The organism is Promicromonospora sp. NPDC052451, assembly GCF_044547525.1.
Lineage (GTDB): Bacteria > Actinomycetota > Actinomycetes > Actinomycetales > Cellulomonadaceae > Promicromonospora.
Genome location: NZ_JBIUAP010000024.1, coordinates 17,200 through 42,021, shown reverse-complemented (window position 1 = coordinate 42,021; position 24,822 = coordinate 17,200). Strand labels below are relative to the sequence as shown.

Genomic DNA, 24,822 nt, shown 5'->3' with positions numbered 1-24,822 from the left:
TTAATACATCTAGCCCGCCTGTGCGCGCGGGGGACCGCTAGCCTGTGCCGCGTGCTTCCCGAACCGGCCGTCGCGCCGCCCACGGTCACCGCCCGAGCCGTCCGCTCCTCCTCGACGGCCCGCGCCGACGCGCCCGCGGTGCCGCCGCACCCCGCTCCACGTCCCGTCGCCCGCATCGCGGGTGTCGCCGTGCACCTGCCCGGGCGCACCCGCGACGTGGCCACCGCCGAGCGAGAGCTGCACCGCAGGAACCCGGCCGTCGCGCCGCGCGTACCGATGGTGTCGCGCCTGACGGGTGTGCGCACCGTCCACGTGGCCGACGACGACCAGCAGGCCTCGGACCTCGCCGTCGCCGCCGCCCGAACGGTGCTGGACCGGGCGGGGCTGGGGCCGGCCGACGTCGACCTGCTGATCTTCGCGTCCGCGACGCAGGACATGATCGAACCCGCCACGTGCCACATCGTCGCCGCGAAGCTCGGGGTGCGCGCCCCGGTGATGGACGTCAAGAACGCCTGCAACTCCGTGCTCAACGGCATCGAGGTGGCCGAGGCGCTGATCGGCACCGGCCGCTACCGGCGCGTGCTCGTGGCGAGCGGTGAGATGCCCTCGCGCGGCGTCCGGTGGGACGTGCCGGACCGGCGCACCTACGCGATGTCCGCCCCTGGCTACACGATGTCCGACGCCGGGGCCGCCGTCCTCGTCGAGGCGACCGGGACCGGCAGTCTGGAGGACGAGCTCGCTGCCGAGCTGGCCGGTCTCGCGGAGCACGCCGGGCCGCCGTCGGGCATCCTGGGGTCCGTGTTCGCCGCGGAGTCGCAGCACTGGGACGTCGGCATGCTGCCCGCGGGCGGCACGGTGAACCCGCGCGACCCCGAGCGGAGCTACTTCGAGATCGACGGCTCCCGCCTGCGGGAGGCGTTCCTGGCGATCGGGCCCGGCCCGGTCAGCGAGGCCCTGGACCGGGCGGGCGTGACCATGGACGACGTGGCGCTCGTCGCGGTGCACCAGGTCGCGGTCGGCTATCTCGCGGACGTCCACCGTGCGCTCGGCGTGCCCGCCGACCGCACGGTCGTCACGGTGGCCGACCACGGCAACATCGCCTCGGCCACCCTGCCGCTGCAGCTCGTCACCGCCCTGGAGTCCGGCCGGCTGCACCGCGGCGACGTCGTGCTGCTGCTCGGTCTGGCCGGCGGCATCAGCATGGGCGCGATGGTGGTGCGCTGGTGACCCCGGCACCCGGCGCGGACCGGCCGCGGCTCGCCGTCGTCGTCCCCGCGCTGAACGAGGCGCACGAGCACGGCATCCTGCGCACGCTGGAGGCGCTGCACGCGCAGGAGGACGACGACTTCGACCTCGTGGTGGTGGACAACGGGTCCACCGACGGCACCGCCGACGTCGCGCGCAAGGCCGCCGCCGAGTGGGGGCGGCTGCGCTGGCGCGTGGTCGACGAGCCCGAGAAGGGGACCGGTGCCGCGGCCGACACCGGCATGCGGGCCGCCATCGCGCTGGGGGCCGAGCTGCTGGCCCGCACCGATGCGGACTGCCTGCCGCCGCCGGGCTGGACCCGCGCGGTCCGCGAAGCCTTCGCGGGTGGTGACGAGCTCGTCGCCGGGCGGCTCGTGCCGCGCACCGACGACCTGCCGGTCTCGCGGTTCCAGCAGGGCGTGCTGTCGTTCGCGCTGTGGGCGTCGAGCACGTTCGGCAAGGTCCGCCCGGGCAACCAGGACGACGGCTACCTCGGCCCGTACGTGATGACGCCAGGCTGCAACATGGCGATCACCGCCTCGCTGTACGAGCGCGCCGGGGGGTTCCCGCGCACCCGGATCGAGGACGTGCACGAGGACCGTGCCCTGGTCAACGCCGTCCGCCGGCTGACCACGCGGTACGCCGAGCACCGCGAGGTCTGGGTGCGGGCGTCGACCCGGCGCGTGCACGCGTGGGGGCTGGTCCGCACCCTCGGCTGGTACGCCGACCACCGCTACCGGCCCGACGTGGTGGACATCCGATGACGGCCCACCTCACCCACGCCGCCGGGACGAGCGTGCCGGGTGCGACCGCGCGCCGGCGTGCTGAACCGCCCGAGGCGCACTGGGAAGAACGCGTCCAGCGGGCCGCGCACCCGCTCGCCTACCCCGCGATCCGGTCGGCACGGCACCGTCCGGTCGTGCGGGTGCCGCGCATCGGGGTGATCGTGAGCGACGCCGCCCTGGCGCGGGAGGTGCTGCTCGACCTGGACCACTTCTCGAAGGTGGGCCCCGGGGCGCCGTCGGACCTGTGGACGCCCGTGCTCGGGCCGTCCGTGCTGCTCAACATGGAGGGGGCCGAGCACGCCGCGCTGCGGCGCACGCTCGGGCCCCTGTTCTCGCCGCGCGCGGTGCGGCAGCTCGTGTCCGGCACCGGGGACGACGGCGAGAACCGATCCGGCGTGCTGCCGGACCTGACGCGCCGGCTCGCCGCGGGGGAGGGCGTGGACCTGGCTGCCGTCGTGACGGCCCAGGCGGGAGCCGTGATCTGCGGGATGGTGGGCCTGCCGCCGACGGACGACGCGGTGCGCTCCGCGATGGTCGCGGCCCGGACGATCACCGGCATGGTGCGCCTGCACCGGCACGGGCTCACGCGGGCCCAGGTGGCCCGGGCGCGCGCGGTGCTCGACCGGCTGACCGCACCCGCACGCGCCGCCTACCGTGCGGGCGACCCGGCGACCGTGCCCGGGCGCATGCGCGACCTGGGCCTCTCCGAGCGCGAGGCCATGGGCGCCGTCGGGGCCTTCGTGCTGACCGGGACCGAGACCGTCCAGTCGTTCGTGCCCCGCCTCCTGGCGATCGCGCACGACACCGGCTGGACCGGCCGCCTGCTGGGCGGCGACGCGGAGCTGCGCCGTCGGGCCGTCGAGGAGGGGCTGCGGGTCACGGTGCCGACCCCGGCGATGCTGCGGTCGGTGCGGGCCGCGACGTCCGTGGCGGACGTGCCGGTCGCCGCGGGGGACCGCGTGGTGATCGCCACCGTCAACTGCTGCCGGGCGGCCGGCGGTTTCGACCCCGGCCGCCCGGTCGACCCCGCGGTGCGGCACCTCTGGTTCGGGGCCGGCCCGCACTTCTGCCTCGGCATGCCGCTGGCGACGGCGCAGGTGGACGCGGTCCTGGACGCGCTCGCGGCCGCCGCGACGGACGGCCGCGTCCCCGTCGTGGGACGGCGCCGGGCCGAGCGCGGCGTGCTGGTCCCGGCCTACCGGTCGCTGGAGCTGCGGCTGGCGAAGGACGCCGCATGACCCACTTCCTCGACGCCCTGGACACCCTGGCGCGCCGGACGCCCGACGCCGTCGCGCTGCGCTGGTTCGGCGGTCGCGACGGCGCCCGCGTGCGCGAGGAGGTCACCTTCGGCGACCTCGCGGAACGCGTCGAGCGCACCGCGTCCGGGCTGCGGACGCTGGGCATGACTCCTGGCGACCGGGTGCTGTTCAGCATCCGGCCCCGGCCCGAGGGTGTGGTCCTGTGCCTCGCCGTCCTGCGTGCGGGCGGCGCCGTCGTCTTCGTGGACCCCGGCTCGACGCCGGAGCTGTTCGCCGCAAGGATCGCGGCGGCGCGGCCGCGGTGGGCGGCGACGGAGTCGCTGCTGTACGCGGTGTCGTCGGGGGCGCTGCGCCGGGTCGCGCGCTCGCGCGGCCTGCTGCTCCCGGACTACGGCCGCCTGCCGGTGCGGCACCTCTACGCGGGGCCGTGGCTCCCCGGCGTCCCGCGCGGTGCCCGGCGGGTGGCACGGCTCGGGCGCACGACACCGGCCCCCGAGGCACGGCCCGACGGCGGGAGCGACCTCGACGCCGTAGCGCTCGTGGTGTTCACGTCCGGCACGACGTCGGACCCGAAGGCCGTGGTGCACACCGCGCGCACGCTCGGCGGGATGCTCGGGCTGTTCGCGCAGGTGGGTGACCTGCGACCGGGGCAGCGGGCGCACACCGACCAGATGTTCCTCGGCCTGCCGGCGCTGCTGGCGGGCGGCACGTGGGAGATCCCGGCGCGGGCGCCCAAGGACGCGCCCGAGGCGTTCGCGCGCGGGGTCGCGGGTGCGGACTCGTCGTTCCTGGTGCCCGCGGACGTGACCGCGTTGCTCGATGTCCTGGAGGGACGGTCGACGGGTACGGCCGCCGTGGGCCCGGCCGTGCTGGCCGTGGGCGCCGCGCCCGTCACGGTGGCGCTGCTCGAACGGGCTCGCCGGGTGCTGCCGGGCACGCGCTGGCTCGCGGTCTACGGGGCCACCGAGATCCTGCCCGCCGCGGTGACCGACGCCGACGAGAAGATCGCGGCGGCGGGGTCCGGGGACCTGGTCGGCCGGCCGCTCGACGGCATCGGGGTGCGGATCGACACGACCGTCGTCGACGCGGCGGGCGAGGGCGATGCGGTGGGGGACAGTGGTGCGGTGGGGGACGGTGATGCGGTGGGGGAGCTCGTCCTGACGGGCCCGTCCCTCATGGCCGGCTACTTGTCGGACGTCGACTCCGGACGCCCGCCCGCGACCGAGCACCGCACCGGCGACCTGGCCTACCGGGACGCGAGGGGCCGGATCGTGCTCGTGGGGCGCAACCGCGACATGATCATCCGGGGCACCGTGAACATCTACCCCGGCCTGTTCGAGCCCCGCCTGCGGGAGCTGCCGGGCGTGGCGGACGCCGTGCTGGTCGGTGTTCCCGTGCCGGACGGCGACGAGCGGGTGGTGCTCGTGGTGGTCGCCGAGGACGCCCCGGCGGGTGCGGAGGGGCCCGGCGTGCGCACGGACACCGCGCTGACCAGGGCGGTCACGGCACGCCTGGGGGACGTGCTGGACCACGGCGCGCTGCCCGACCTGGTGGTGGAGGTGGCCCGGGTGCCGCTCGCCGGGCGGTCCCGGAAGCCTGACCGTCGGTTGCTGGTCAACTGGGTGTCATCCCTGGCGGGTACAGTGCGCGCATGAAGGTGGCTGTGACCGGTTCGTCAGGATTTGTCGGGGGCGCTGTCGTCCGGGACCTCGCGGCGCACGGGCACGAGGTCGTCGCGTTCTCGCGGCGCGTGCCGCGTCTGCCCGAGGAGCTCCTCCATCAGGTCTCCCACCAGTTCTGGGACCTGCGTGACGGCCCCTTGGCCAAGGAGGACCGGCCCGAGCACGTCGACGCCGTGGTGCACTGCGGGGCCGCCGTCGGCGACGGCGGGAGCCACGCGCGCGCCTGGGTGGTGAACGTCGAGGGCACGCGCGCCGTCCGCGAGACGTTCCCCGAGGCGCGCTTCGTGCACGTCTCCTCCGGCAGCGTGTACGACCCCCGCACGCCGAGCGTGGCCGCGACCGAGGCGGAGGCGCCCGTGCGCGGCTACATGAACGCGTACGGCTCCACCAAGGCCGCCGCCGAGCGGTACCTCGCGGCCGACGCCGCGCGCGAGGACCGCGGGCCCGTCGTCGTGCTGCGGCCGCACGCGGTCTACGGGCCGGGTGACACGACGCTGCTGCCGCGCCTCGAGTCCGCGGCGGTCGGCGCCTGGCTGCCGTTGCCCGGCGGCGGCAAGGTGCGTCAGCACCTCACGCACGTCGACACGCTGGCCCGTGCGGTGCGGGCGGCCCTGGACGCCGACGTCGAGCCGGAGGTCGCGGCCGGCCGGCCGCTGGTGGCGAACGTGGCCGACGCGCGGCCGGTGGACCTGGACGAGACCATCGAGCTGCTCATGTTCGCCCGGTTCCGGCCGGTGCAGGTGGTGGGCATCCCGATCCGGCTGGCGCGGGTGCTGGCCTGGGCGGGGGAGCGGGTCGCCCGGTGGACCGGGCGGGAACCGCGGCTGTCCCGGTACGCGATCAGCCACCTCGCGATGGAGCGCACCTACGACCTCACGGTGCTGCGGGAGCGTCTGGGCGTGGACCCGGCGCCGACGTCGCTGCACGGTGCGATGCGATGGTGAGCCGTACCGGTGGGCCGTGCGCGCGGGGACGGGTGGAACCTCCGCCCGTCTCGGATCGTGGGACCTTTGGCCCGCTGGATGACACCGGCCCGGATTCGGCGTAACGTGCTGCGCGTGCAGACGATCATTCTCGTAGTACTTCCTGAGCGCGCGGCCTAGGCCCAGCACAGGCATCGTCCGCGCGCTCACCCTGGCAGTCCTTCTCATCAGAGGACCCGGGGTTTTTTTGTTGTCACGAACGCTCGCTTTCGCCCCAGGACGGGGCGCGACGGCAGGAGAACCGCATGACCGGCACACCGACACCCGCACAGATCGCCGCGCGCGCCGAGGCGCGTGACCAGGTGCGTACCGAGCTTCGGTCCCGCGTAGGCGGCAAGGCCGAGGTCGAGGCCCCCGCACCGCGCGTCGGGCCGGAGGAGGTGACGGGGGCGCAGTCGATCGTCCGCTCCCTCGAGGAGGTCGGTGCGGACGTCGTGTTCGGCATTCCCGGCGGCGCGATCCTGCCCACCTACGACCCGCTGATGGACTCCGCCAAGCTGCGGCACATCCTGGTGCGCCACGAGCAGGGCGGCGGCCACGCGGCCTCCGGCTACGCCCACGCGACGGGCCGGGTCGGCGTCACCATGGCGACGTCAGGCCCCGGCGCCACCAACCTGGTGACGCCCATCGCGGACGCGAACATGGACTCGATCCCGATGGTGGCGATCACCGGTCAGGTCGCGAGCGCCGCGATCGGCACGGACGCGTTCCAGGAGGCGGACATCGTCGGCATCACGATGCCGATCACCAAGCACTCCTACCTGGTCACGGACCCGGCGGAGATCCCGCGCACCATCGCGGAGGCGTTCCACATCGCCTCCACCGGGCGGCCGGGGCCGGTGCTGGTGGACATCGCGAAGTCGGCGATGCAGTCGCGCACCACGTTCTCGTGGCCGCAGGAGCTGAACCTGCCGGGCTACCACCCCGTGACCAAGCCGCACTCGAAGCAGATCCGCGAGGCCGCGAAGCTGCTGGCCACGGCCCGCCGACCCGTCCTGTACGTGGGCGGCGGCGTCATCCGGGCGGGCGCGTCCGAGCTGCTGCGCCAGCTCGTGGACCTGTCCGGGGCGCCCGTCGTGACCACGCTGATGGCCCGCGGCGCCGTGCCGGACAGCCACCCGCAGCACCTGGGCATGCCCGGCATGCACGGCACGGTGCCCGCGGTGGCGGCGCTGCAGAAGGCGGACCTCGTGTTCGCGCTCGGCGCCCGGTTCGACGACCGCGTCACGGGCAAGCTGTCGAGCTTCGCGCCGCTGGCCACCGTGGTGCACGCGGACATCGACCCCGCCGAGATCGGCAAGAACCGCGAGGCGGACGTGCCGATCGTGGGGGACCTGCGCGAGGTCATCGGTGACCTGCTGCCCGAGCTGGCGCGGGAGCACGAGGAGCACGGCCGCCCCGACGTCGAGGGCTGGTGGCGCCAGCTCGACGAGTGGCGCCGCACCTACCCGCGCGGCTACAGCGAGACGGCGGACGGCCTGCTGTCGCCGCAGCACGTGATCCAGCGCCTCGGTGAGCTGACCGGGCCGGACGCCATCTACGTGGCCGGCGTGGGACAGCACCAGATGTGGGCGGCGCAGTTCATCAGCTACGAGCACCCCAACACCTGGATCAACTCCGGCGGCCTCGGCACGATGGGCTACTCCATCCCCGCCGCGATGGGCGCCAAGGTGGGCCAGCCGGACCGCACCGTGTGGGCCGTGGACGGCGACGGCTGCTTCCAGATGACCAACCAGGAGCTCGCCACCTGCACGATCAACGACATCCCCATCAAGGTGGCGCTGATCAACAACAGCTCGCTGGGCATGGTGCGGCAGTGGCAGACGCTGTTCTACGAGTCGCGCTACTCCAACACCGACCTGCACACGGGGCACGGCACCATGCGCGTGCCGGACTTCGTGAAGCTCGCCGACGCGTACGGCTGCGAGGGCATCCGCGTGGAGCACGCCTCCGACGTCGACGCCGCGATCAAGCGGGCCAACGAGATCGACGACCGGCCCGTGGTCGTGGACTTCACCGTCTCGCGCGACGCGATGGTGTGGCCCATGGTCGCCGCCGGCGTCAGCAACGACGACATCCAGTACGCACGCGGCATCTCGCCGGCGTGGGAGCGAGAGGACTGACCCCCATGTCGAGGCACACCCTGTCCGTGCTCGTGGAGAACAAGCCCGGCGTGCTCACGCGCGTCGCCGGACTGTTCGCCCGTCGCGCGTTCAACATCCACTCCCTGGCCGTCGGCCCCACGGAGCACGAGGAGATCTCGCGCATCACCGTGGTGGTCGACGTCGAGGAACACCCCCTGGAACAGGTCACGAAGCAGCTCAACAAGCTCGTCCACGTGATCAAGATCGTCGAGCTCGAACCCGAGTCGTCCGTGCACCGCGAGCTCCTGCTCGTCAAGGTGCGGGCAGATGCCGCCACCCGAACCGGGGTGCTGGAAGTCGTCGAGATGTTCCGGGCGCGCGTCGTCGACGTCGTGCCGGAGGCCGTGGTCATCGAGGCCACGGGTCCGGCGGCGAAGCTCGACGCCCTGCTCGCGGCGCTGGAACCGTACGGTGTCCGTGAGATCGTCAAGTCAGGGACCCTGGCCATCGGCCGGGGCGCCCGGTCCATCACCGACCGTGCGCTCGAGCGCGCGGTGCGATCCGCCTGAGACCAGAGTGACGTGGAGGGTGGGCACGAGGTGCCTGCCCGAAACGGAACGTCGGTCCCGGGCGGCGACAAACCCCCCTGACCTTTACCGAGATACACACCGAGGAGCAAGAACCGTGGCTGAGCTGTTCTACGACGATGACGCCGACCTGTCGATCATCCAGCAGAAGAAGGTTGCCGTGATCGGCTACGGCAGCCAGGGTCACGCGCATGCCCTGAACCTGCGCGACTCCGGCGTGCAGGTCACCGTGGGCCTGCGCGAGGGCTCGTCGTCCCGTGAGAAGGCCGAGAACGAGGGTCTCACCGTCGCCACCGTGCCGGACGCCGTCCGCGACGCCGACGTGGTGGTCATCCTCGCGCCCGACCAGGTGCAGCGGCACCTGTACGCCGACGACATCGCGCCGAACCTCAAGGAGGGCGCCGCGCTCGTCTTCGGGCACGGCTTCAACATCCGTTACGGCTACATCAAGCCCGAGGCCGGCCACGACGTGCTCATGGTCGCCCCCAAGGGCCCGGGCCACATCGTGCGCCGCGAGTTCGCCGACGGCCGCGGCGTGCCCGTGATCGTCGCGGTGGAGCAGGACGCGTCCGGCGAGGCCTGGGGCCTGGCGCTCTCGTACGCCAAGGGCATCGGCGGCCTGCGTGCCGGCGGTATCAAGACGACGTTCACCGAGGAGACCGAGACCGACCTCTTCGGCGAGCAGGCCGTGCTGTGCGGCGGTGCCTCGCAGCTGGTCCAGTACGGGTTCGAGACGCTGACCGAGGCCGGTTACCAGCCGGAGGTCGCGTACTTCGAGGTGCTGCACGAGCTCAAGCTGATCGTCGACCTCATGATCGAGGGCGGCATCGCCAAGCAGCGCTGGTCCGTCTCGGACACCGCCGAGTACGGCGACTACGTCTCCGGCCCGCGCGTCATCGACCCGCGCGTCAAGGAGAACATGAAGGCCGTGCTCTCCGACATCCAGGACGGCACGTTCGCCGCGCGCTTCATCGCGGACCAGGACGCGGGCGCCCCGGAGTTCAAGGAGCTGCGCGCCAAGGGCGAGCAGCACCCGATCGAGGCCACGGGCCGCGAGCTGCGCAAGATGTTCTCGTGGATCAAGCCGGCCGACTCCGACTACGTCGAGGGCAGCGCGGCGCGCTGACCCCGCGCCCGCCGGCAGAACACGGCGCCCCCACGCACCAGCTGGTGCGTGGGGGCGCCGTGCTTCGCGGGCCGGCCTCCTGAACCGGCCGGCACCCCGCGCGAGGAGTGCGCTTCCACCCAGCGATCGTGCCCGCCGGCAATGCGATTCGTGGGCACGATCGCTGGGTAGAAGCGCACCTTGCGGGGACCGCCGACCACCCGGAGGCGGCACCGAGGTGGGTCAGCCCTGGAGGGAGTCGACCCAGTCCTGGTTGTCGGCGAGCCAGGCCTCGACGCCGGCGGCCGGGTCGCCCTCGTGCTCGTTGACGACCAGGTCCTCCAGGCTGCCGTACTGCTCGTCGGTCAGCTTCGCGTTCGCCATCATCTCGGCGACCTCGGGGAACTCCTCGCTGAAGCCGGCGGTGGCGAGCTCGTGCAGGCCCTCCGCCTCGCCGAGCGCGCCCTTCGGGTCCTCGAGGTCGCGGACCGGGAAGGTGTTGTTCGCCCAGAAGGGGCGCCACAGTGTGACGACGATGTCCTCCTGCGCCTGCACGGCCTCGTCGAGGGCGTTCAGCATGGCGGGGGTCGAGGAGGTCTGCAGCTCCCAGCCGTCCTCGTCCAGGCCGTACTGCGGGATGACCTGCTCCTGGGTGGCCTTGGTCAGGCCGGCGCCCGCCTCGATGCCGACGATCTTGCCGTCGTAGTCGGCGCTCCTGCCCACGAGGTCCTCGATGGACCGCAGCTCGGAGTACTCGGGCACGGCGATGGTCAGCTTGGCGTTGTCGTAGTAGGCGCCGAGGTCCTCGATGTCGTCGCCGTACTCGTCCATGTAGGCGGCGTGCGTGACCTCGGGCCACGCGGACGGATAGACGTCGATGTCGCCCTCGGCGAGACCGGTGTACAACGGCGCGGCGTCGTTGATCTCCTGGATCTCCACCGTGTAGCCGTCCTCCTCGAGGACGTTCTTCCACAGGTAGGCCGTGCTGAGGCCGTCGGTCCACGAGGGGATGATGCCCAGCGTGATCGTCTGGTCGCCCCCGCTCTCGCCGCTGCCCTCGCCCGAGCTGCAGGCCGCGAGGCTCAGGCCGAGGCCGAGCGCCGTCGTGGCTGCTCCGATCCGCTTGCCGGTGGTGCCGATCATCGGTTTCCTTCCGTTTCGTATATCTGGGGTTCGTTACGAACTGTCACGTGAGGTGTGTTGACGTGATGGGTTGACGTGGTGTGGTGCACCGAGCGGCTCAGGCCGTCCCCGCCGCCGTCCCGGCGGGGGTGCGGGTGAACCGGTCGCGCAGCTCGCGGAGCCGGCCGCGTCCGGGCCGGCCGGAGCCGATCGAACCGGTCAGCCGGTCGAGGAAGATCGCCAGGATGACCACGGAGATCCCGGCGTCGAAGCCACGGGCGAGGTTGAGGGTCGAGATCGCACCGACCACCTCGTTGCCCAGGCCGCCGCCGCCCACGAGGCCGGCGATCACGGCCATCGAGAGCGCCAGCATGATCACCTGGTTGACACCGGCCATCACGGTCGGCAGGGCCAGGGGGAGCTGGATGTCCTTGAGGATCTGGCGCGGGCCCGCGCCGAACGCCTGCCCGGCCTCGACGACCTCGCCGTCGACCTGGCGGATGCCGAGCTCCGTGAGCCGCACGGCCGGGGGCAGGGCGAAGATCACCGTGGCGACCAGCGCGCCGGCCACGCCGATGCTGAACAGCTTGAGCACCGGCAGCAGCCAGACCATGCCGGGCATGGTCTGCATGAAGTCCATGACGGGCTTGGTGATGCGGCTGACGACGGGCGAGCGCGCCGCCAGGATGCCCAGCGGGATGCCCAGGATCAGCGCCACGACGGTCGCCACCACCACCAGGGCGAGGGTCTCGATGGCCGGTTCCCACATGTCCATCCCGATGATCAGGACCAGGCCGACCAGGGCGCCCACCCCGAGCTTCCAGTTGCGCACGAGCCAGCCGAGCAGCGCGAGCACGATCACGAGGACCAGGGGGTCCACGGCGAGGAGCGGGTCCGCGATCCCGTTGATGGCGCCCGTGATGAGGTCGCCGATCACGTCGAAGAGCGCGTCGAACGTCTGCTTGAACCAGGTGAAGCCGGTCTCGAGCCAGCTGCCGATCGGGATCGGCGGCACGATCGTCTGGGGAGCCGCGATCTCAGTCAAGGACGGCCTCCTTCGTGTGGTGGTGGTCGGGGGCCGGCGCGCCGGCGGCACCGGTCACGCCGTCGCCCGGCGCGTCGGTCTCGGTGTGCGCGGCGAGCGCCGAGAGCAGCGTGATGCGCGGGACGACGCCGCTGAGCCGGCCGGCGTCGTCCACCACCGCGATGGCGGGGGTCTCGGCGGCCGGGCCGAACAGGTCGGCGAGCGAGGTGTCGGGGGACACGCGGGCCACCTCGGGGACGGGCCTGAGCAGGCCGTCGAGGTTCTTCTGCTCCAGGTGCCGGCCGACCTCGTCCTCGGTGACGTAGCCCTTGAGGGTGCGGTCACGTCCGGTGACGAACATCGCCGGGATCTGGTGCTCGCGCATCAGCTTGTGCGCGGCGCGCGGACCCTGCTCGGCGCCGAGCACGGCGGCGGGCGGCTCCATGACGGACGACGCGGTCAGGACCCGGGTGCGGTCGACGTCGGCGACGAACTGGGCGACGTAGTCGTTGGCCGGGTCGGTGAGGATCTCCTCGGCGGTGCCGACCTGGACGATCCGCCCGTTGCGCATCATGGCGATCCGGTCACCGATCCGCATGGCCTCGTTGAGGTCGTGCGTGATGAACAGGATGGTCTTGCCGAGCTTCTGCTGCAGCTCGATGAGCTGGTCCTGCATGTCCCGCCGGATCAGCGGGTCCAGGGCGCTGAACGCCTCGTCCATCAGCAGGATGTCCGTGTCGGCCGCCAGCGCGCGGGCCAGGCCCACACGCTGCTGCATGCCGCCGGACAGCTCGCTGGGCAGGTGCTCGTCCCAGCCGCTCAGCCCGCACAGCTCCAGGGCCTCGTGGGCCCGCGCACGGCGCTCCTCCTTGCCGACGCCCTGGGTCTCCAGGCCGTAGGCGGCGTTGTCGACCACACTGCGGTGGGGGAACAGCGCGAAGTGCTGGAAGACCATGCTGATGCGCTGACGGCGCAGGCGGCGCAGGTCCTTGCCGGTGGCGGCGGTGATGTTCTCGCCGTAGAGCTCCACGTGCCCGGCGGTCGGTGGGTGGAGCCCGTTGATCATGCGGATCAGCGTCGACTTGCCGGACCCGGACAGGCCCATGACGACGAAGATCTCGCCTTCTTCCACGGTGAACGACGCGTCGATGACCGCTGGTGTCAGGCCGGCGGCCTTCAGGTCGGTGGCGTCGGCTCCGGCCTGGAGGCGCTTGACGCCCTCGCGGCCCTTGCGGCCGAACACCTTGTACAGGTGATGTGCCTCGATTGCTGGCACAGAGCCCCCTCGTCTTGGCAGTTGTCTCGGTCTCATCTGGGCAGGAACTGGTTACGAAAAGTCTCGAAAAGGAACGTCGGTGCGACGTGAACCGCCGTTCACCAGACCATGACCGGTCCTGTACATGCAAACTCGCTTAGTGTTCGTTACCGGATCGTTCAGCGTTCGTAACGTGGGCCGAACCTCGTGGCGGACGGGCGCTTAGGGCAGGATGTCCCCGTGACCCACGACGTGAACCCGCAGGCCGCGGATGACAACGAGCCGACCGGTGACGCCTCGGCCGAGCCCTTCGACCCCGCGACCTTCGACCCCGAGGCGGTGTCGGGGCAGGAGTCGGAGCTCGCCACCGAGGTCCTCGACTTCTGGGCGGCCACGCGGCAGTACGCGGGCATGGCCAAGGCGAGCATCGTGGTGGGGCAGACGGTGAGCGAGACCGTGCCGCCGCAGGCGTGGTCGTTCGGTGACGAGCCCGAGCTCGCCGAGAAGCTGCTCGCTGCCGTGCTGGCGGGCGACAAGACGGCGACGTCGTCGGCGCTGTGGGACTACGAGGACGAGGGCGCGCCCCTGCCGCTGGCCGGTGAGTTGTCGATCCTGCTCGACGGCGAGGGGCACCCGCGGGCGCTGATCCGCACCACGAGGGTCGAGACCACGACGTTCGAGCAGGTCGACGAGGAGTTCGCGGCCGCGGAGGGCGAGGACGACCGCACGCTGGAGTCGTGGCGCGCGGGCCACGAGGCGTACTTCCGCAGGACGCTCGGCGGGGGCCGCGAGTTCGCGCCGGACATGCCGCTGGTGTGCGAGCGGTTCGAGCTGCTCTACCCCAAGCCCTGAGCCGCCACGACGGGGGCCGGCGACCGCGCGCCCCCGTCGTTGTCAGTGGCTCGCCCTACGGTGGTGGTCTCGGCCTGGTCAGGGGGTGCTCGACCTCCGGCAGGCGACGATCCTGATGAAGGGTGAGGGCGATGGCGCTGCGCTGGTACTCGACGGTGGTGGAGTCCACGGACCACAAGAAGCTGGCCCGCTGGTGGGCCGAGGCGCTCGGCTGGGAGGTCATCTTCGACACGGACGGCGAGTCGGTGGTCGTTCCGCCGTGGGCGCTCGAGCTGTCGGAGTCGCTGGAGTTCCATCGGATGCCACCGGGCATGGTGTTCGTGCCCGTGGAGCACGAGAAGGCCGGGAAGAACCGGCTGCACTGGGACTTCGCGCCGCACACGGGCGACGATCGCGACGCCGAGATCGCCCGGCTGGTCGGGCTGGGGGCCACGGTGATCGACGTGGGGCAGCCGCCCACGGCGACCTGGACCGTGCTGGCGGACCCGGACGGGAACGAGTTCTGCGTGCTGTCGGCCCGGGACCAGTAGGTGCCGGCGGGGCGATGAGTTCTGACCGCCCGGGCGGTCGGCCCTGGTATGAGCACACACGTGACGTCCAAGAACCTTGCAGGCCTCTACGATCTGCCGCCGCTGGAGTGGGCGGCGGTGGACGCGGCGCTCGTCGACATCGGGGACCAGGCCCCCGGCGGGCGTGGCCCCGACCGGCACTCGCACTGGCTCACCACGGTCAACGCCGACGGCAGCCCGCACACCACGGGCGTCGGTGCGTTCTGGGACGACGGCGCCTTCTACGTCGTCTCCGGCCGCGGCGTCCGCAAGGGCCGGAACATGGAGCGTGAGCCGCGGTGCACCATCGCCGTGGCCGCCGACGACTACGACGTCGTGGTCGACGGCGTCGCCGAGCTGGTCACCGACGCCGGCGTGGTCGCGCACATCGCGGAGATCGCGGCGGACGGCGGCTGGCCGGCGACGGTGGACGAGTCGGGCACGGCACTCACCGCCCCGTACAGCGCGCCGTCGGCGGGGCCGGCCCCGTGGCACGTCTACCGGGTCACGCCCACCCGGGCGAACGCGCTGTGGGTGCGGGATCCGGGTGGTGCGACTGCCTGGTCGTTCGACTGACGCGGGATGCCCGCGCTGCGTCCATTCCGTGAGACCGGCGTCTCATCCGGCTGCCCGCACGCGTAGGCTCCGGACATGGCACAGGCGGCTACGACAGACGGCATCGACCTCGCGGTCGTCGCAGGAGACGGCATCGGCACGGAGGTCGTGGAGCAGGGGCTCGCGGTGCTCGAGGCGGCGCTCGCGCCGTCGGGCACCAAGCTCTCGACCACCGAGTTCGACCTGGGCGCGCGCCGCTGGCACGCGACCGGCGAGACCCTCACCGACGAGGACCTCGAGAAGATCAAGGCGCACGACGCGATCCTGCTGGGCGCGATCGGTGACCCGTCGGTCCCGAGCGGCGTGCTGGAGCGCGGTCTGCTGCTCAAGCTCCGCTTCGCGCTGGATCACTACGTCAACCTGCGCCCCACCAAGCTGTACCAGGGCGTCACCAGCCCGCTCGCGAACCCGGGCGAGATCGACTTCGTCGTCGTGCGCGAGGGCACCGAGGGCCCGTACGTCGGCAACGGCGGCGCGCTGCGCGTCGGCACGCCCGCGGAGATCGCCACCGAGGTCAGCGTGAACACCGCGTTCGGCGTCGAGCGCGTGGTCCGTGACGCGTTCGCCCGGGCGAACGCCCGGCCGCGCAAGCACCTGACGCTCGTGCACAAGCACAACGTGCTCGTGCACGCGGGTCACCTGTGGCGGCGCACCGTCGAGGCCGTGAACGCGGAGTTCCCCGACGTGACCACCGACTACGCGCACGTGGACGCGGCGACCATCTACCTGACCACGAACCCGAGCCGGTTCGACGTGATCGTGACGGACAACCTCTTCGGCGACATCCTCACCGACCAGGCTGCCGCGATCTCGGGCGGCATCGGGCTCGCGGCGTCGGCCAACATCAACCCCGACCGCACCGCACCGTCCATGTTCGAGCCCGTGCACGGCTCGGCGCCCGACATCGCGGGCCAGGGCAAGGCCGACCCCACGGCGACCGTCCTCTCTGTCGCCCTCCTGCTGGACCACCTGGGCTTCGCGGCCGAGTCCGCGCGCGTCCAGGACGCCGTGGCCGCGGACCTCGCGGAGCGTGGCGACGTCGTACGCACGACCGAGCAGGTAGGCCGCGACATCGCGGCCCGCGTGACCGGGTAACGCACGTTCCACGAGAGCGGCGCACGGGTCACGCGAGACGGATCCCGGGCGCCGCTCTCGCATGTCGAGGGCCGTCCGGGCAGGCGCCCGGCTCCGAACGCTCCCTCTGCCTCGCCGGGCGTGGAAGACTGACAGCAGCATTCCGGTGAAAGGCATCGACATGACAACAACGACGGATCCCATCCTCCCCGCCCCGCTCGAAGACCTGGTGGCGCTCTTCGACGTGCGGCCCACCGACGTGCCGACGTCGGACGCCGAGCGCGCCGAGGCGCTCCGTGCGCCGAAGTTCGGCACGGTGTTCACGGACCACATGGCGCGGATCTCGTGGAACAGCACGGACGGTTGGAAGGACCGGCGGATCGAGAAGTACGGGCCGCTCCAGCTCGACCCGGCGACGGCGGTGCTGCACTACGCGCAGGAGATCTTCGAGGGCCTCAAGGCCTACAAGCACGCCGACGGTTCGGTCTGGACGTTCCGCCCCGACCAGAACGCCGTCCGCTTCGCCCGGTCGGCGCACCGTCTCGCCCTGCCGGCGCTCAGCGTGGACGACTTCATCGGGTCCCTCGCCGCGCTGGTCCGCACGGACATCGACTGGGTGCCGGGCACCGAGGACTCGTCCCTGTACCTGCGGCCCTTCATGTACGCCTCGGAGGTGTTCCTCGGGGTGCGCCCGTCCGTCGAGGCGGAGTACCTCGTGATCGCCTCGCCGGTCGGCCCGTACTTCTCGGGCGGCGTGCAGCCGGTGTCGATCTACGTGTCCGAGCAGTACCACCGCGCCGGACCGCCCGGAGGCACCGGCGACGCGAAGTTCGGCGGCAACTACGCCGCGAGCCTGCTGCCGCAGCTCGAGGCCCAGCGGGAGGGCTTCGACCAGGTCTGCTTCCTGGACGCGGCCACCAACACCTACCTCGAGGAGCTCGGGGGCATGAACGTGTTCCTCGTGACCGACGACGGGACGCTGCACACGCCCGAGCTTGGCTCGATCCTCGAGGGGATCACCCGCGCCTCGGTGCTGCAGCTCGCCGCCGACCGCGGGTACGAGGTGGTGGAGCGGCAGATCCCGCTCACCGAGGTCTCGGCCGGGCTCGAGTCCGGGCGGATCAAGGAGTTCTTCGCGTGCGGCACGGCGGCCGTCGTGACCCCGGTGGGGCGCCTGGCCGGGGCGACGTTCGACCACGAGGTCAACGGCGGGGAGCCCGGCGAGCTCACCATGGCGCTCCGCCAGGAGCTCACCGACATCCAGTACGGCCGCGCCGCGGACCGGCACGGCTGGATGCGTCGCCTGGCCTGACCCGCCGGTAGAACCAGGGCGAGGCAGAACCGCAGCGATCTCGCTGTCGTCCTGCCTCGCCCGGTTCTCTCCCGGCGTCAGCCCCACAGGCGGCCTATCGCGTCGCGGGCCACCAGGAAGCCGACGATGCCCACCACCCACGCCGTGGTGCTCGCGGCGTTGCGCGTCAGCCAGCCGTCCAGCCGCCCGAGCGGGCGCTCCACGAGCCGCGCCGCGAAGACCCGCGCGGCGGTGAGCACCAGCGCGGGCGCGATCATGACCACGCAGTACCCGAGCACCCAGAGGCCCGACGCCGGCCAGCCCGGCCCCTGCGTACCGATCAGGCCGAGGGCCGCGAGGTACGGGAGCATCGTCGCGACCTCGACCAGACCGGCGCCGACCGCCAGCAGGGCCAGTGCGGACCCGCTCCCCGACTCGCTGCCGAGCACCCGTTCGCGCCAGCGGCTCAGCCGGCCCGCACGCGTCGCGGGGGCGGTGTCCGCCGTGGGACCGCTCACCGGCGAGGCCGCGCCCACGGGCACCGGGGCGCTGTCCGCGGCACCGCCGGCGACCGCCGCCGCGGGCTTGCGCCCGGCGACCGGCTCCAGCTTGAAGCTCCAGGCGAACAGTCCCACGCCGACCAGGAGCTGCGCGATCAGGAACCACCGCGTGCCGGACAGGGTGGTGAGCGCGTCGCTCAGGGCGTTCGCGCCGAGCAGGATCGCCAGCCCCACCAGGGCGTAGAACCCGGCGATCGAGCCCAGGTACAGCAGCATCCGGCCCACCCGCACCCGACCGGGGGACATCAGCAGCCACACCGGGATGAGCAGCGTGCCGAAGCTCGTGGAGTCGATGAGCGCGAGCACCACCAGGGCGCCGACCAGCGCGGTCCCCGTGAGCTCGGCGGAGAAGAGGTCCATGGGGCACAGCCTCGTGCCGGCGGGCGGCGGGCACATCGGCCGAAGCGCCGACCCCGCCTACATCCTTCGGATGACCCGGCCGGCGCCGTCTCGTGCTGAGATGGTGGCATGCCCCGCCTGCCCGACCGCATCGAGCCCCTCGCCCGGGCCGTGCTGGCCGAGGACCGCCGGGGCGACGTCATCACCGCCGCGAGCCTGCTCGTCATCGCGCTCGGGCTCGACGCGCTCGGCCTGGTCCGGACCTCCTGGAGCGGCCCGCCGGACGTGCCGGTCTGGTGGTTCGTCGTCCCCGCCGTCGTCGGCTGCACCGCCCTGGTCTGGCGCCGGATCCATCCCCTGGGCGCGCTCGGCGTCGCCACGGTCGCCTTCGTCGCCGACGTCGCGCTCGGCGGCAGCGTGGGCCTCATCGTGATCCTCTGGGAGGCGTTGTACGCGGTCCACCTGCACGGACGCCGGGCGGCACGGCGGGTCGCGGTCGCCGGCGTCACGGTCGCGGTGCTCGCGGTCTCGGTCCTCGCGGGTGTGGCCTCCGGCGAGCTCCGCGGCGCCGTCCTCGGCGGGCTCCAGGCCAGCACGCTCCTGGTCATGCCGATGTGGTGGGGCGCCAACGTGCGCCAGGGCCGGGAGCTCGCCGCCGCCGCCGAGGAACGGGAGCGGCTCGAACGGGAGCGCGGCAACGCCCTGCTCCGCCTCGCCGAGGCCGCACGGCACGACGCCGTCCGCGCCGAGCGCACCGCCGTCGCACGCGACCTGCACGACGTGGTCGCGTCGCACCTGTCCGCGATCACCATCACCTCGGGCGCGGCGCTCGCGGGCCCGGCCGAGCCGGACCGGGACCGTGCCGCGCTGCGGGCCGTCCGGGCGGAGAGCCTGGCCTCGCTGCAGGACATGCAGGCGATGATCCGCGTGCTGCGTGCCGAGACGACGGCTGGGAGCGCGGAGGGCTCGTCCGCGGGACCTGGCGCACGACAGGCCCCGGGACCGGGGCCACGACCAGGCCCAGGACCGGGTGTCTCCGACCTGCTCGCCGCACCACGCGTCGCGCAGCTCGCCCCCGTGCTCGACCAGGCGCGCCTCGCCGGGCTCGACCTGGCGGTCACGGATCCCGACGGCGTGCTGACGGGCACTGCCGTGCTCCCGGCCGCCGTGGACCACGCGGTCTACCGGGTGGTGCGCGAGGCCCTGACCAACGTGCACAAGCACGGCGGCGCCCACGCCGACCTGAGCTTCGCGGCGGACGGGCAGCTGGAGGTGGAGGTGCGCGACGTCGGCGCACGGCCCGGCGATCCTGCGCACCCGCCCGTCGGCGCGGGCGGCACCGGGCTGGGCCTGGTGTCGATGCGCGAGCGGGTGGAGGCGGTCGGTGGCACCTTCGAGGCGGGCCCGGCGCGCGACCCGGGGGAGACGGCCGGTGCGGGCTGGCGCGTGCGCGCCACCCTGCCGCTGCCGCGCCGTGCGGACCCCTCGGACGGCGCTGCGCCGGGGCGTCGCGCATGATCCGCGTGCTGCTCGCCGACGACCACGCGGCGATCCGCGCCGGCCTGCGGATGCTGCTCGCGACGGCCGGCGACATCGAGGTGGTCGGCGAGGCCGGTGACGGCGCGGTGGCCGTGGCGAACGCGCGGGCGCTGCGCCCCGACGTCGTGCTGATGGACGTGCGCATGCCGGGCACCGACGGCGTGACCGCCACCCGGCGGATCGTCGAGGAGGGGCTGGCGGAGGTGCTGGTGCTCACCACGTTCGACCTGGACGAGTACGTGTTCGGCGCGCTGCGTGCCGGGGCCGCGGGCTTCCTGCTCAAGACGGCCGAGGCGACCGCCCTGGTGGACGCCGTGCGGCACGTCGCGGCGGGGGACGGCGTCGTGGCGCCCGAGGTGACCCGGCGGCTCATCGCGGAGCTCGGCGCGCCGCGCACCGGGAACGGTGCCGGCGGCCGGGCGGCCCCCGCGGTCACCCTGCCGGAGGACCTGACACCCCGGGAGCTCGACGTCCTGGCGGGCCTCGGGTCCGGTCTCTCGAACGCCGAGCTGGCCGTCCGGCTGACCATCAGCGAGGCCACGGCCAAGACCCACGTGTCGCGGGTGCTCGCCAAGCTCGGCGTCACGTCCCGCGTGCAGGCCGCCATCGCGGCCCGCGACGCGGGCCTCGCCTGACGCCCAGCCTCAGCCCCGCTGCTGCACCACCGTGCGGCTCAGCGTCCCCGTGAGCAGGGAGTAGACCGCCGACCCGATGATGATCCAGACCACGGCCGCGAGCACCGCCGGGACGATGTCCGCCCGGTCGGCGAACGGCACGGCGGCGAGGATCACGGTGGCCAGGGCGACCACCCAGCCGAAGAACGAGCGCGGGCGCGGGGTGCTGAGCACGAAGAGGTAGAGCACGACCGCGGCCAGCAGCGCGAAGAGCGCCCCGGCCACGACCCAGGCCATGAGGTCGGAGCCCGTGCCGAACAGGTCGGCCTGGGCGTGGACCTCCAGGCCGAGCACCTCCTCGAGGATGAAGTCCGCGGCGAGCCCGATCAGGGCGGCCACCAGGACCGTCGCCAGCGCGCCGGCCCAGTACCGGCCCACCTCCAGGCCGAGCCGCGGGTTCTCGGTGCCGGAGGTGACCGGTTGCACGTGCGCCTCGCCGCGGGCCGGGCCCACCGGCTGGGTGGGGGTGCCGGGCACCTGGGCGGGCGGCGGAGGGTAGGCAGGCGGCGGCTGTTCCCCGTACTCGGGGTCGTAGGGCCGGTTCGGGTCACTCATTGAGATACCTCCCGGTTGTGAGCCGTATGTCCACTCCACCACGGATCGGACCCCGGCGCACGGCAGGGGGCTACAGGACCGGCGTGTCGCGTCCCCGGGTCACCGTGGTGCCCCGGGGACGCGACGACGCGCGAGGTCAGCGCAGCAGGCCCTGCAGGTCCAGCACCAGGTCCTTGACCGACGCCGCCGGGACCTGCCCCGCGTCGTCCGTGACCCAGCGTTCGACCGACGCCGGGACCCTCGCGTCCGAGCACAGGAGCAGCGGCGTGTCCGCCGACGAGTCGGGCAGGCGGCCGTGCGTGCCGCGCACGTACGACCCGTCGAGCGGCGTCGTGCTCATCGCGTAGCGCAGGCCGAGCTTCTTGCGCACGAGGTTCAGCCCGGCCTTCGCCTTGGCCAGCGGGTCGGCCGGGTCGAAGAACAGCTCGGCGGGGTCGTAGCCCGGCTTGCGGTGGATGTCCACGCCGCGTGCGTACTCCGGGGCCCGGTCGTCGTCGAGCCAGAAGTAGTACGTGAACCACGCGCCCGGCTCGGCCACCACGACCAGCTCGCCGGCCCGCTCGTGGTCCAGCCCGTACTTCGCCTGCGCCTCGCGGTCCAGCACCTCGTCGACGCCGGGGACGGTGCGCAGCAGGTCGGCGACGCGGGCGACGTCCGACGGGTCGGTCACGTACACGTGCGCCACCTGGTGGTCGGCGACGGCGAAGGCGCGCGACGTCCACGGGTCGAGCTGCTCACGGCCGTCCTGCGTGTAGACCTCCAGGTAGCCCTCGCGGCGTAGCAGCCGGTTGATGTCCACGGGGCGGTTCGCCGGCCCGATGCCGTACTCGGCCACGGCGACGACGGTGACGCCCGCGGCCTCGGCGTCGTCGAGCAGGGGCGCGAGCACGGCGTCCAGCTCGGCCGCCGCCCGGTCCGCCTCGGGGGAGTCCGGGCCGAAGCGCTGCAGGTCGTAGTCCAGGTGCGGCAGGTAGGCCGTCGTGAGCTGGGACGTCCGCGTGCGCAGCAGGTGCCGCGTCACGTCCACGATCCACCGGGTCGACGCGATGGCCGCCGTCGGGCCCCAGTAGGTGAACAGCGGGAAGTCGCCGAACCGGCCCACCAGCTCGTCGTGCACGGCTGCCGGGCGCACGTAGGCGTCGGCCGACTTGCGCCCGTCGGCGTGGTAGATCGGCCGCGGCGTGACGGTGACGTCGGTGGTCATGCCCATCGCGTACCACCAGCAGACGTTGTCGGCGGCGTACATCGCGTCCCGCTTGCGGGCGGCCTCCCACAGCTTCTCGCCCTCGACCAGCTTGTTGTGCTGCCGCCAGAGGTACACGTCGCCCAGCTCGCGGAAGTACCAGCCGTTGCCGACGATCCCGTGCTCGGCCGGCATGAGGCCGGTGAGCATCGTCGACTGCACGCTGCACGTGACGGCGGGCAGCACGGTGGCGAGCTCGGACTGCCAGCCCGCTCCCGCGAGGCGCCGCAGCCGCGGCATGTGGGCCAGGGCGCGGGCGGTGAGCCCGACGACGTCGAGGAGCAGGACGGGTGTCATGCGTCGATTCCTTCCGTGACGGTCTCGGTGCGGGTGGCGGTCCCGACGGTGTCGGGCAGCAGGTGGCCCGTGGCCCAGCGGAGCTCGGCGGCGATGCCCGCGACCAGCTCGCCCTCCCCGGCGGGCAGCACGTCGGGCGGCAGCACCGACCACGTGTACGTCTCGACGTCGAGGTGCGCCTCGGCGCCGTGCGGGGCGGCCCGGACGGCGTCGACGGCCTCGCGCAGCACCTGGGTCGTCGAGGCCAGCGGGGGTGCCGGCTCGTGGTGCAGCGGTACGTGGAAGTGCACGCGCCACGGCCCGTCGCCGGGCAGGCCGGGGCGCCGGTCGGCGGTCCCCAGGGCCACCGGCAGGTCGTCGGACGTCAGCACCTCGCCGTCCGCGGTCAGCTCGCGCACCTGGTGCAGGTAGCGCTGCTCGACGAACCGGCCGACGGCGTCCCGCGCACCCGGCGCGGACGGGTCCGCGACCTCCAGCGCGGCCGAGGCCTGCACCTTGACCACGCGCAGCCCGGCGTCGGTGATCCGCCGGACGGCACCCGCCGGGTCGGCGAACGAGACCGCCAGGTGGCAGGTGTCCAGGCAGACGCCCACGTGCTCGGGGTCGATGCGGCGGTCGGCCGGCCACTCGGGCCCGGTGCGCGCGGCGAGCCAGGCCACCACGTCGTCCACGGTGTCGAGCACGCAGCCGGGCTCGGGCTCGACGGCGACCCGCACGGTGCGTCCGGTGCGCTCCGCGAGCGCCCGCAGCTCGGCGGACAGCGTGGCGAAGGCCTTGGTCGCCTCGTCGTCGTCGGCGCGGGTCCAGGGGGCGCGCCAGGCCAGGGGCAGGGTCGAGATGGATCCGGCGGTGCCCTCGGGGAGCAGGTCGGCCAGCACCCGTGCGCAGGCCAGCACGTAGTCGAGCCGGGCCCGCTCGGCCCAGGTGGGGGAGTAGACGGCGAGCTTGACGACCTCGCGGTGGAAGCCGCCGTAGGGGAACGCGTTCAGCGTGTGCACCTGGAGCCGGTGCTCGGCGAGCGCCGCGCGCAGACGGTCGCGGTCGGCGGCCGACCGGTCCAGGCGGTGGGCCAGCTCGGCGGGCAGCCACAGGCCGACGCCGAGCGTGTCCAGGCCCGCGGCCTCGCGGACGGGGCCGGCGTACCGGGCGAGCTGGTCGATGACGCCGTCGAGGTCCTCGGCAGGGTGCACGTTGGTGCAGTAGGAGAGCAGCATCCCGGCCCCCTCAGGCCCGCACGCCGCGGAGCACGGACGAGCCCTCGAACTCGACGCCGGGGGTGGGCGGCGCGCCCTCGGTGAAGCCCGGCACGGGGTCGAGCACGAGGTTGCCGGACTGCTCGTAGAAGGCGACGGGGTTGCGCCAGAGCACCTGGTCGACGTCGTCCTCGGTGAAGCCCGCGGCGAGCATCGTCCGCCCGGTCCTCACGGTCTTGAGCGGGTCCGAGCGGCCCCAGTCGGCGGCGGAGTTCACGATCATCCGCTCGGTGCCGTACTCCTTCAGGAGCGCGACCATGCGGTCCTCGTCCATCTTGGTGTCGGGGTAGATGGAGAACCCGGCCCAGGCCCCGGCGTCGCGCACCAGGGCGACGTTGGTCTCGTTGAGGTGGTCCACGAGCACGCGCTCCGGCGCGGTGCCGGACTCGCGCACCACGTCGAGGGTGCGGCGGGTGCCGGCGAGCTTGTCGCGGTGCGGGGTGTGCACCAGCACGGGCAGCTCCGCCTCGCGGGCCATCTGGAGCTGGGTGGCGAAGACCTCGTCCTCCTCGGGCGTCATCGAGTCGTACCCCACCTCGCCCACGGCCACCACGCCGTCCTTGAGCAGGTAGCGGGGCACCTCGGCGAGCACCTCGCGGCAGCGCGGGTCGTTCGCCTCCTTGGGGTTGAGCGCGATGGTGGCGTGGTGGCGGATGCCGAACTGCGCGGCACGGAACCGCTCCCAGCCGAGCAGCGAGTCGAAGTAGTCGGTGAACGAGCCGACGGAGGTGCGCGGCTGGCCGAGCCAGAACGCGGGCTCGACGACGGCGCGCACGCCCGCGGCGTACAGGGCCTCGTAGTCGTCGGTGGTGCGGCTCGTCATGTGGATGTGGGGGTCGAGGATGCGCATC

23 protein-coding genes are annotated in these 24,822 nt (G+C 73.2%); 15 read left to right on the top strand and 8 right to left on the bottom strand.

The genetic code is table 11. The features are described 5' to 3' along the window. Positions 1 to 51 precede the first annotated feature (51 nt). From ACIG47_RS26325 to ilvC, 8 genes are all read left to right on the top strand, one after another. Positions 52 to 1,227, top strand: a complete 1,176-nt coding sequence (locus ACIG47_RS26325) for a 3-oxoacyl-ACP synthase III family protein (RefSeq protein ID WP_397434019.1) — start codon at positions 52 to 54, stop codon at positions 1,225 to 1,227. Beyond that, on the top strand, positions 1,224 to 2,009 hold the full coding sequence (locus ACIG47_RS26320) for a glycosyltransferase (RefSeq protein WP_397410615.1): 786 nt from the start codon (positions 1,224 to 1,226) through the stop codon (positions 2,007 to 2,009). The genes ACIG47_RS26325 and ACIG47_RS26320 overlap by 4 nt, the downstream gene beginning before the upstream one ends. Beyond that, positions 2,006 to 3,268, top strand: a complete 1,263-nt coding sequence (locus ACIG47_RS26315; RefSeq protein WP_397434018.1) for a cytochrome P450 — start codon at positions 2,006 to 2,008, stop codon at positions 3,266 to 3,268. The genes ACIG47_RS26320 and ACIG47_RS26315 overlap by 4 nt, the downstream gene beginning before the upstream one ends. Next, complete coding sequence (locus ACIG47_RS26310) at positions 3,265 to 4,944, top strand: class I adenylate-forming enzyme family protein (RefSeq protein ID WP_397434017.1); 1,680 nt, start codon at positions 3,265 to 3,267, stop codon at positions 4,942 to 4,944. The genes ACIG47_RS26315 and ACIG47_RS26310 overlap by 4 nt, the downstream gene beginning before the upstream one ends. Further along, positions 4,941 to 5,915 (top strand): NAD-dependent epimerase/dehydratase family protein, encoded by a 975-nt coding sequence (locus ACIG47_RS26305; protein WP_397434016.1) that lies wholly within the window; start codon positions 4,941 to 4,943, stop codon positions 5,913 to 5,915. The genes ACIG47_RS26310 and ACIG47_RS26305 overlap by 4 nt, the downstream gene beginning before the upstream one ends. Before the next feature lie 284 nt (positions 5,916 to 6,199). Continuing rightward, positions 6,200 to 8,077 carry an acetolactate synthase large subunit gene (locus ACIG47_RS26300; protein WP_397410607.1) on the top strand — a complete coding sequence of 626 codons (1,878 nt, stop codon included), beginning with the start codon at positions 6,200 to 6,202 and terminating at the stop codon, positions 8,075 to 8,077. A gap of 5 nt (positions 8,078 to 8,082) precedes the next feature. Next, positions 8,083 to 8,607 carry an acetolactate synthase small subunit gene (gene ilvN, locus ACIG47_RS26295; RefSeq protein WP_119142819.1) on the top strand — a complete coding sequence of 175 codons (525 nt, stop codon included), beginning with the start codon at positions 8,083 to 8,085 and terminating at the stop codon, positions 8,605 to 8,607. After that, the gene (gene ilvC, locus ACIG47_RS26290; RefSeq protein ID WP_397434015.1) at positions 8,510 to 9,751 is read left to right on the top strand and encodes a ketol-acid reductoisomerase; all 1,242 of its coding nucleotides are present in this window, start codon (positions 8,510 to 8,512) and stop codon (positions 9,749 to 9,751) included. Before ilvN ends, ilvC begins: the two co-directional genes overlap by 98 nt. A 222-nt stretch (positions 9,752 to 9,973) precedes the next feature. Here the strand turns inward: ilvC and ACIG47_RS26285 are convergent, their stop codons facing one another. The 3 genes from ACIG47_RS26285 to ACIG47_RS26275 form a co-directional block, all read right to left on the bottom strand. Continuing rightward, complete coding sequence (locus tag ACIG47_RS26285; RefSeq protein WP_397410603.1) at positions 9,974 to 10,873, bottom strand: glycine betaine ABC transporter substrate-binding protein; 900 nt, start codon at positions 10,871 to 10,873, stop codon at positions 9,974 to 9,976. 97 nt (positions 10,874 to 10,970) lie between these two features. Further along, complete coding sequence (locus ACIG47_RS26280; protein WP_397434014.1) at positions 10,971 to 11,897, bottom strand: ABC transporter permease; 927 nt, start codon at positions 11,895 to 11,897, stop codon at positions 10,971 to 10,973. Next, complete coding sequence (locus ACIG47_RS26275; protein WP_397434013.1) at positions 11,890 to 13,152, bottom strand: glycine betaine/L-proline ABC transporter ATP-binding protein; 1,263 nt, start codon at positions 13,150 to 13,152, stop codon at positions 11,890 to 11,892. The genes ACIG47_RS26280 and ACIG47_RS26275 overlap by 8 nt, the downstream gene beginning before the upstream one ends. Positions 13,153 to 13,371: 219 nt before the next feature. On the opposite strand from ACIG47_RS26275, the gene ACIG47_RS26270 reads away from it, so the two are divergent. The 5 genes from ACIG47_RS26270 (at position 13,372) to ACIG47_RS26250 (ending at position 17,532) form a co-directional block, all read left to right on the top strand. After that, complete coding sequence (locus ACIG47_RS26270; protein ID WP_397434012.1) at positions 13,372 to 13,983, top strand: ASCH domain-containing protein; 612 nt, start codon at positions 13,372 to 13,374, stop codon at positions 13,981 to 13,983. Positions 13,984 to 14,114: 131 nt separating this feature from the next. Next, positions 14,115 to 14,513: a VOC family protein gene (locus tag ACIG47_RS26265; protein ID WP_397434011.1), complete on the top strand. Its 399-nt coding sequence runs from the start codon at positions 14,115 to 14,117 to the stop codon at positions 14,511 to 14,513. A gap of 60 nt (positions 14,514 to 14,573) precedes the next feature. After that, a complete protein-coding gene (locus ACIG47_RS26260) occupies positions 14,574 to 15,107 on the top strand; it encodes a pyridoxamine 5'-phosphate oxidase family protein (RefSeq protein ID WP_397434010.1) in 534 nt (177 codons plus the stop codon). A 75-nt stretch (positions 15,108 to 15,182) separates the two neighbouring features. Continuing rightward, positions 15,183 to 16,241, top strand: coding sequence for a 3-isopropylmalate dehydrogenase (locus ACIG47_RS26255; RefSeq protein ID WP_397434009.1), 1,059 nt, complete (start codon positions 15,183 to 15,185; stop codon positions 16,239 to 16,241). 160 nt (positions 16,242 to 16,401) lie between these two features. Next, positions 16,402 to 17,532, top strand: a complete 1,131-nt coding sequence (locus ACIG47_RS26250) for a branched-chain amino acid aminotransferase (protein ID WP_397434007.1) — start codon at positions 16,402 to 16,404, stop codon at positions 17,530 to 17,532. 77 nt (positions 17,533 to 17,609) lie between these two features. Here ACIG47_RS26250 and ACIG47_RS26245 read toward each other — a convergent pair whose 3' ends face one another. Continuing rightward, positions 17,610 to 18,431 (bottom strand): GAP family protein, encoded by an 822-nt coding sequence (locus tag ACIG47_RS26245; protein ID WP_397434006.1) that lies wholly within the window; start codon positions 18,429 to 18,431, stop codon positions 17,610 to 17,612. A 108-nt stretch (positions 18,432 to 18,539) separates the two neighbouring features. On the opposite strand from ACIG47_RS26245, the gene ACIG47_RS26240 reads away from it, so the two are divergent. Then, positions 18,540 to 19,928: a sensor histidine kinase gene (locus ACIG47_RS26240; protein ID WP_397434005.1), complete on the top strand. Its 1,389-nt coding sequence runs from the start codon at positions 18,540 to 18,542 to the stop codon at positions 19,926 to 19,928. Then, on the top strand, positions 19,925 to 20,584 hold the full coding sequence (locus tag ACIG47_RS26235) for a response regulator (RefSeq protein ID WP_397434003.1): 660 nt from the start codon (positions 19,925 to 19,927) through the stop codon (positions 20,582 to 20,584). The genes ACIG47_RS26240 and ACIG47_RS26235 overlap by 4 nt, the downstream gene beginning before the upstream one ends. Before the next feature lie 9 nt (positions 20,585 to 20,593). Here ACIG47_RS26235 and ACIG47_RS26230 read toward each other — a convergent pair whose 3' ends face one another. From ACIG47_RS26230 to ACIG47_RS26215, 4 genes are all read right to left on the bottom strand, one after another. After that, on the bottom strand, positions 20,594 to 21,178 hold the full coding sequence (locus ACIG47_RS26230; protein ID WP_397410581.1) for a DUF6069 family protein: 585 nt from the start codon (positions 21,176 to 21,178) through the stop codon (positions 20,594 to 20,596). Between the two features lie 136 nt (positions 21,179 to 21,314). Beyond that, a complete protein-coding gene (locus ACIG47_RS26225; RefSeq protein ID WP_397434002.1) occupies positions 21,315 to 22,718 on the bottom strand; it encodes an alkaline phosphatase family protein in 1,404 nt (467 codons plus the stop codon). Then, positions 22,715 to 23,932 carry a metabolite traffic protein EboE gene (eboE, locus tag ACIG47_RS26220; RefSeq protein ID WP_397434000.1) on the bottom strand — a complete coding sequence of 406 codons (1,218 nt, stop codon included), beginning with the start codon at positions 23,930 to 23,932 and terminating at the stop codon, positions 22,715 to 22,717. Before eboE ends, ACIG47_RS26225 begins: the two co-directional genes overlap by 4 nt. Positions 23,933 to 23,942: 10 nt before the next feature. Further along, entirely contained in the window at positions 23,943 to 24,821 is an 879-nt protein-coding gene (locus tag ACIG47_RS26215; RefSeq protein WP_397433999.1) for a TatD family hydrolase, read from the bottom strand. Position 24,822: the final 1 nt, after the last annotated feature.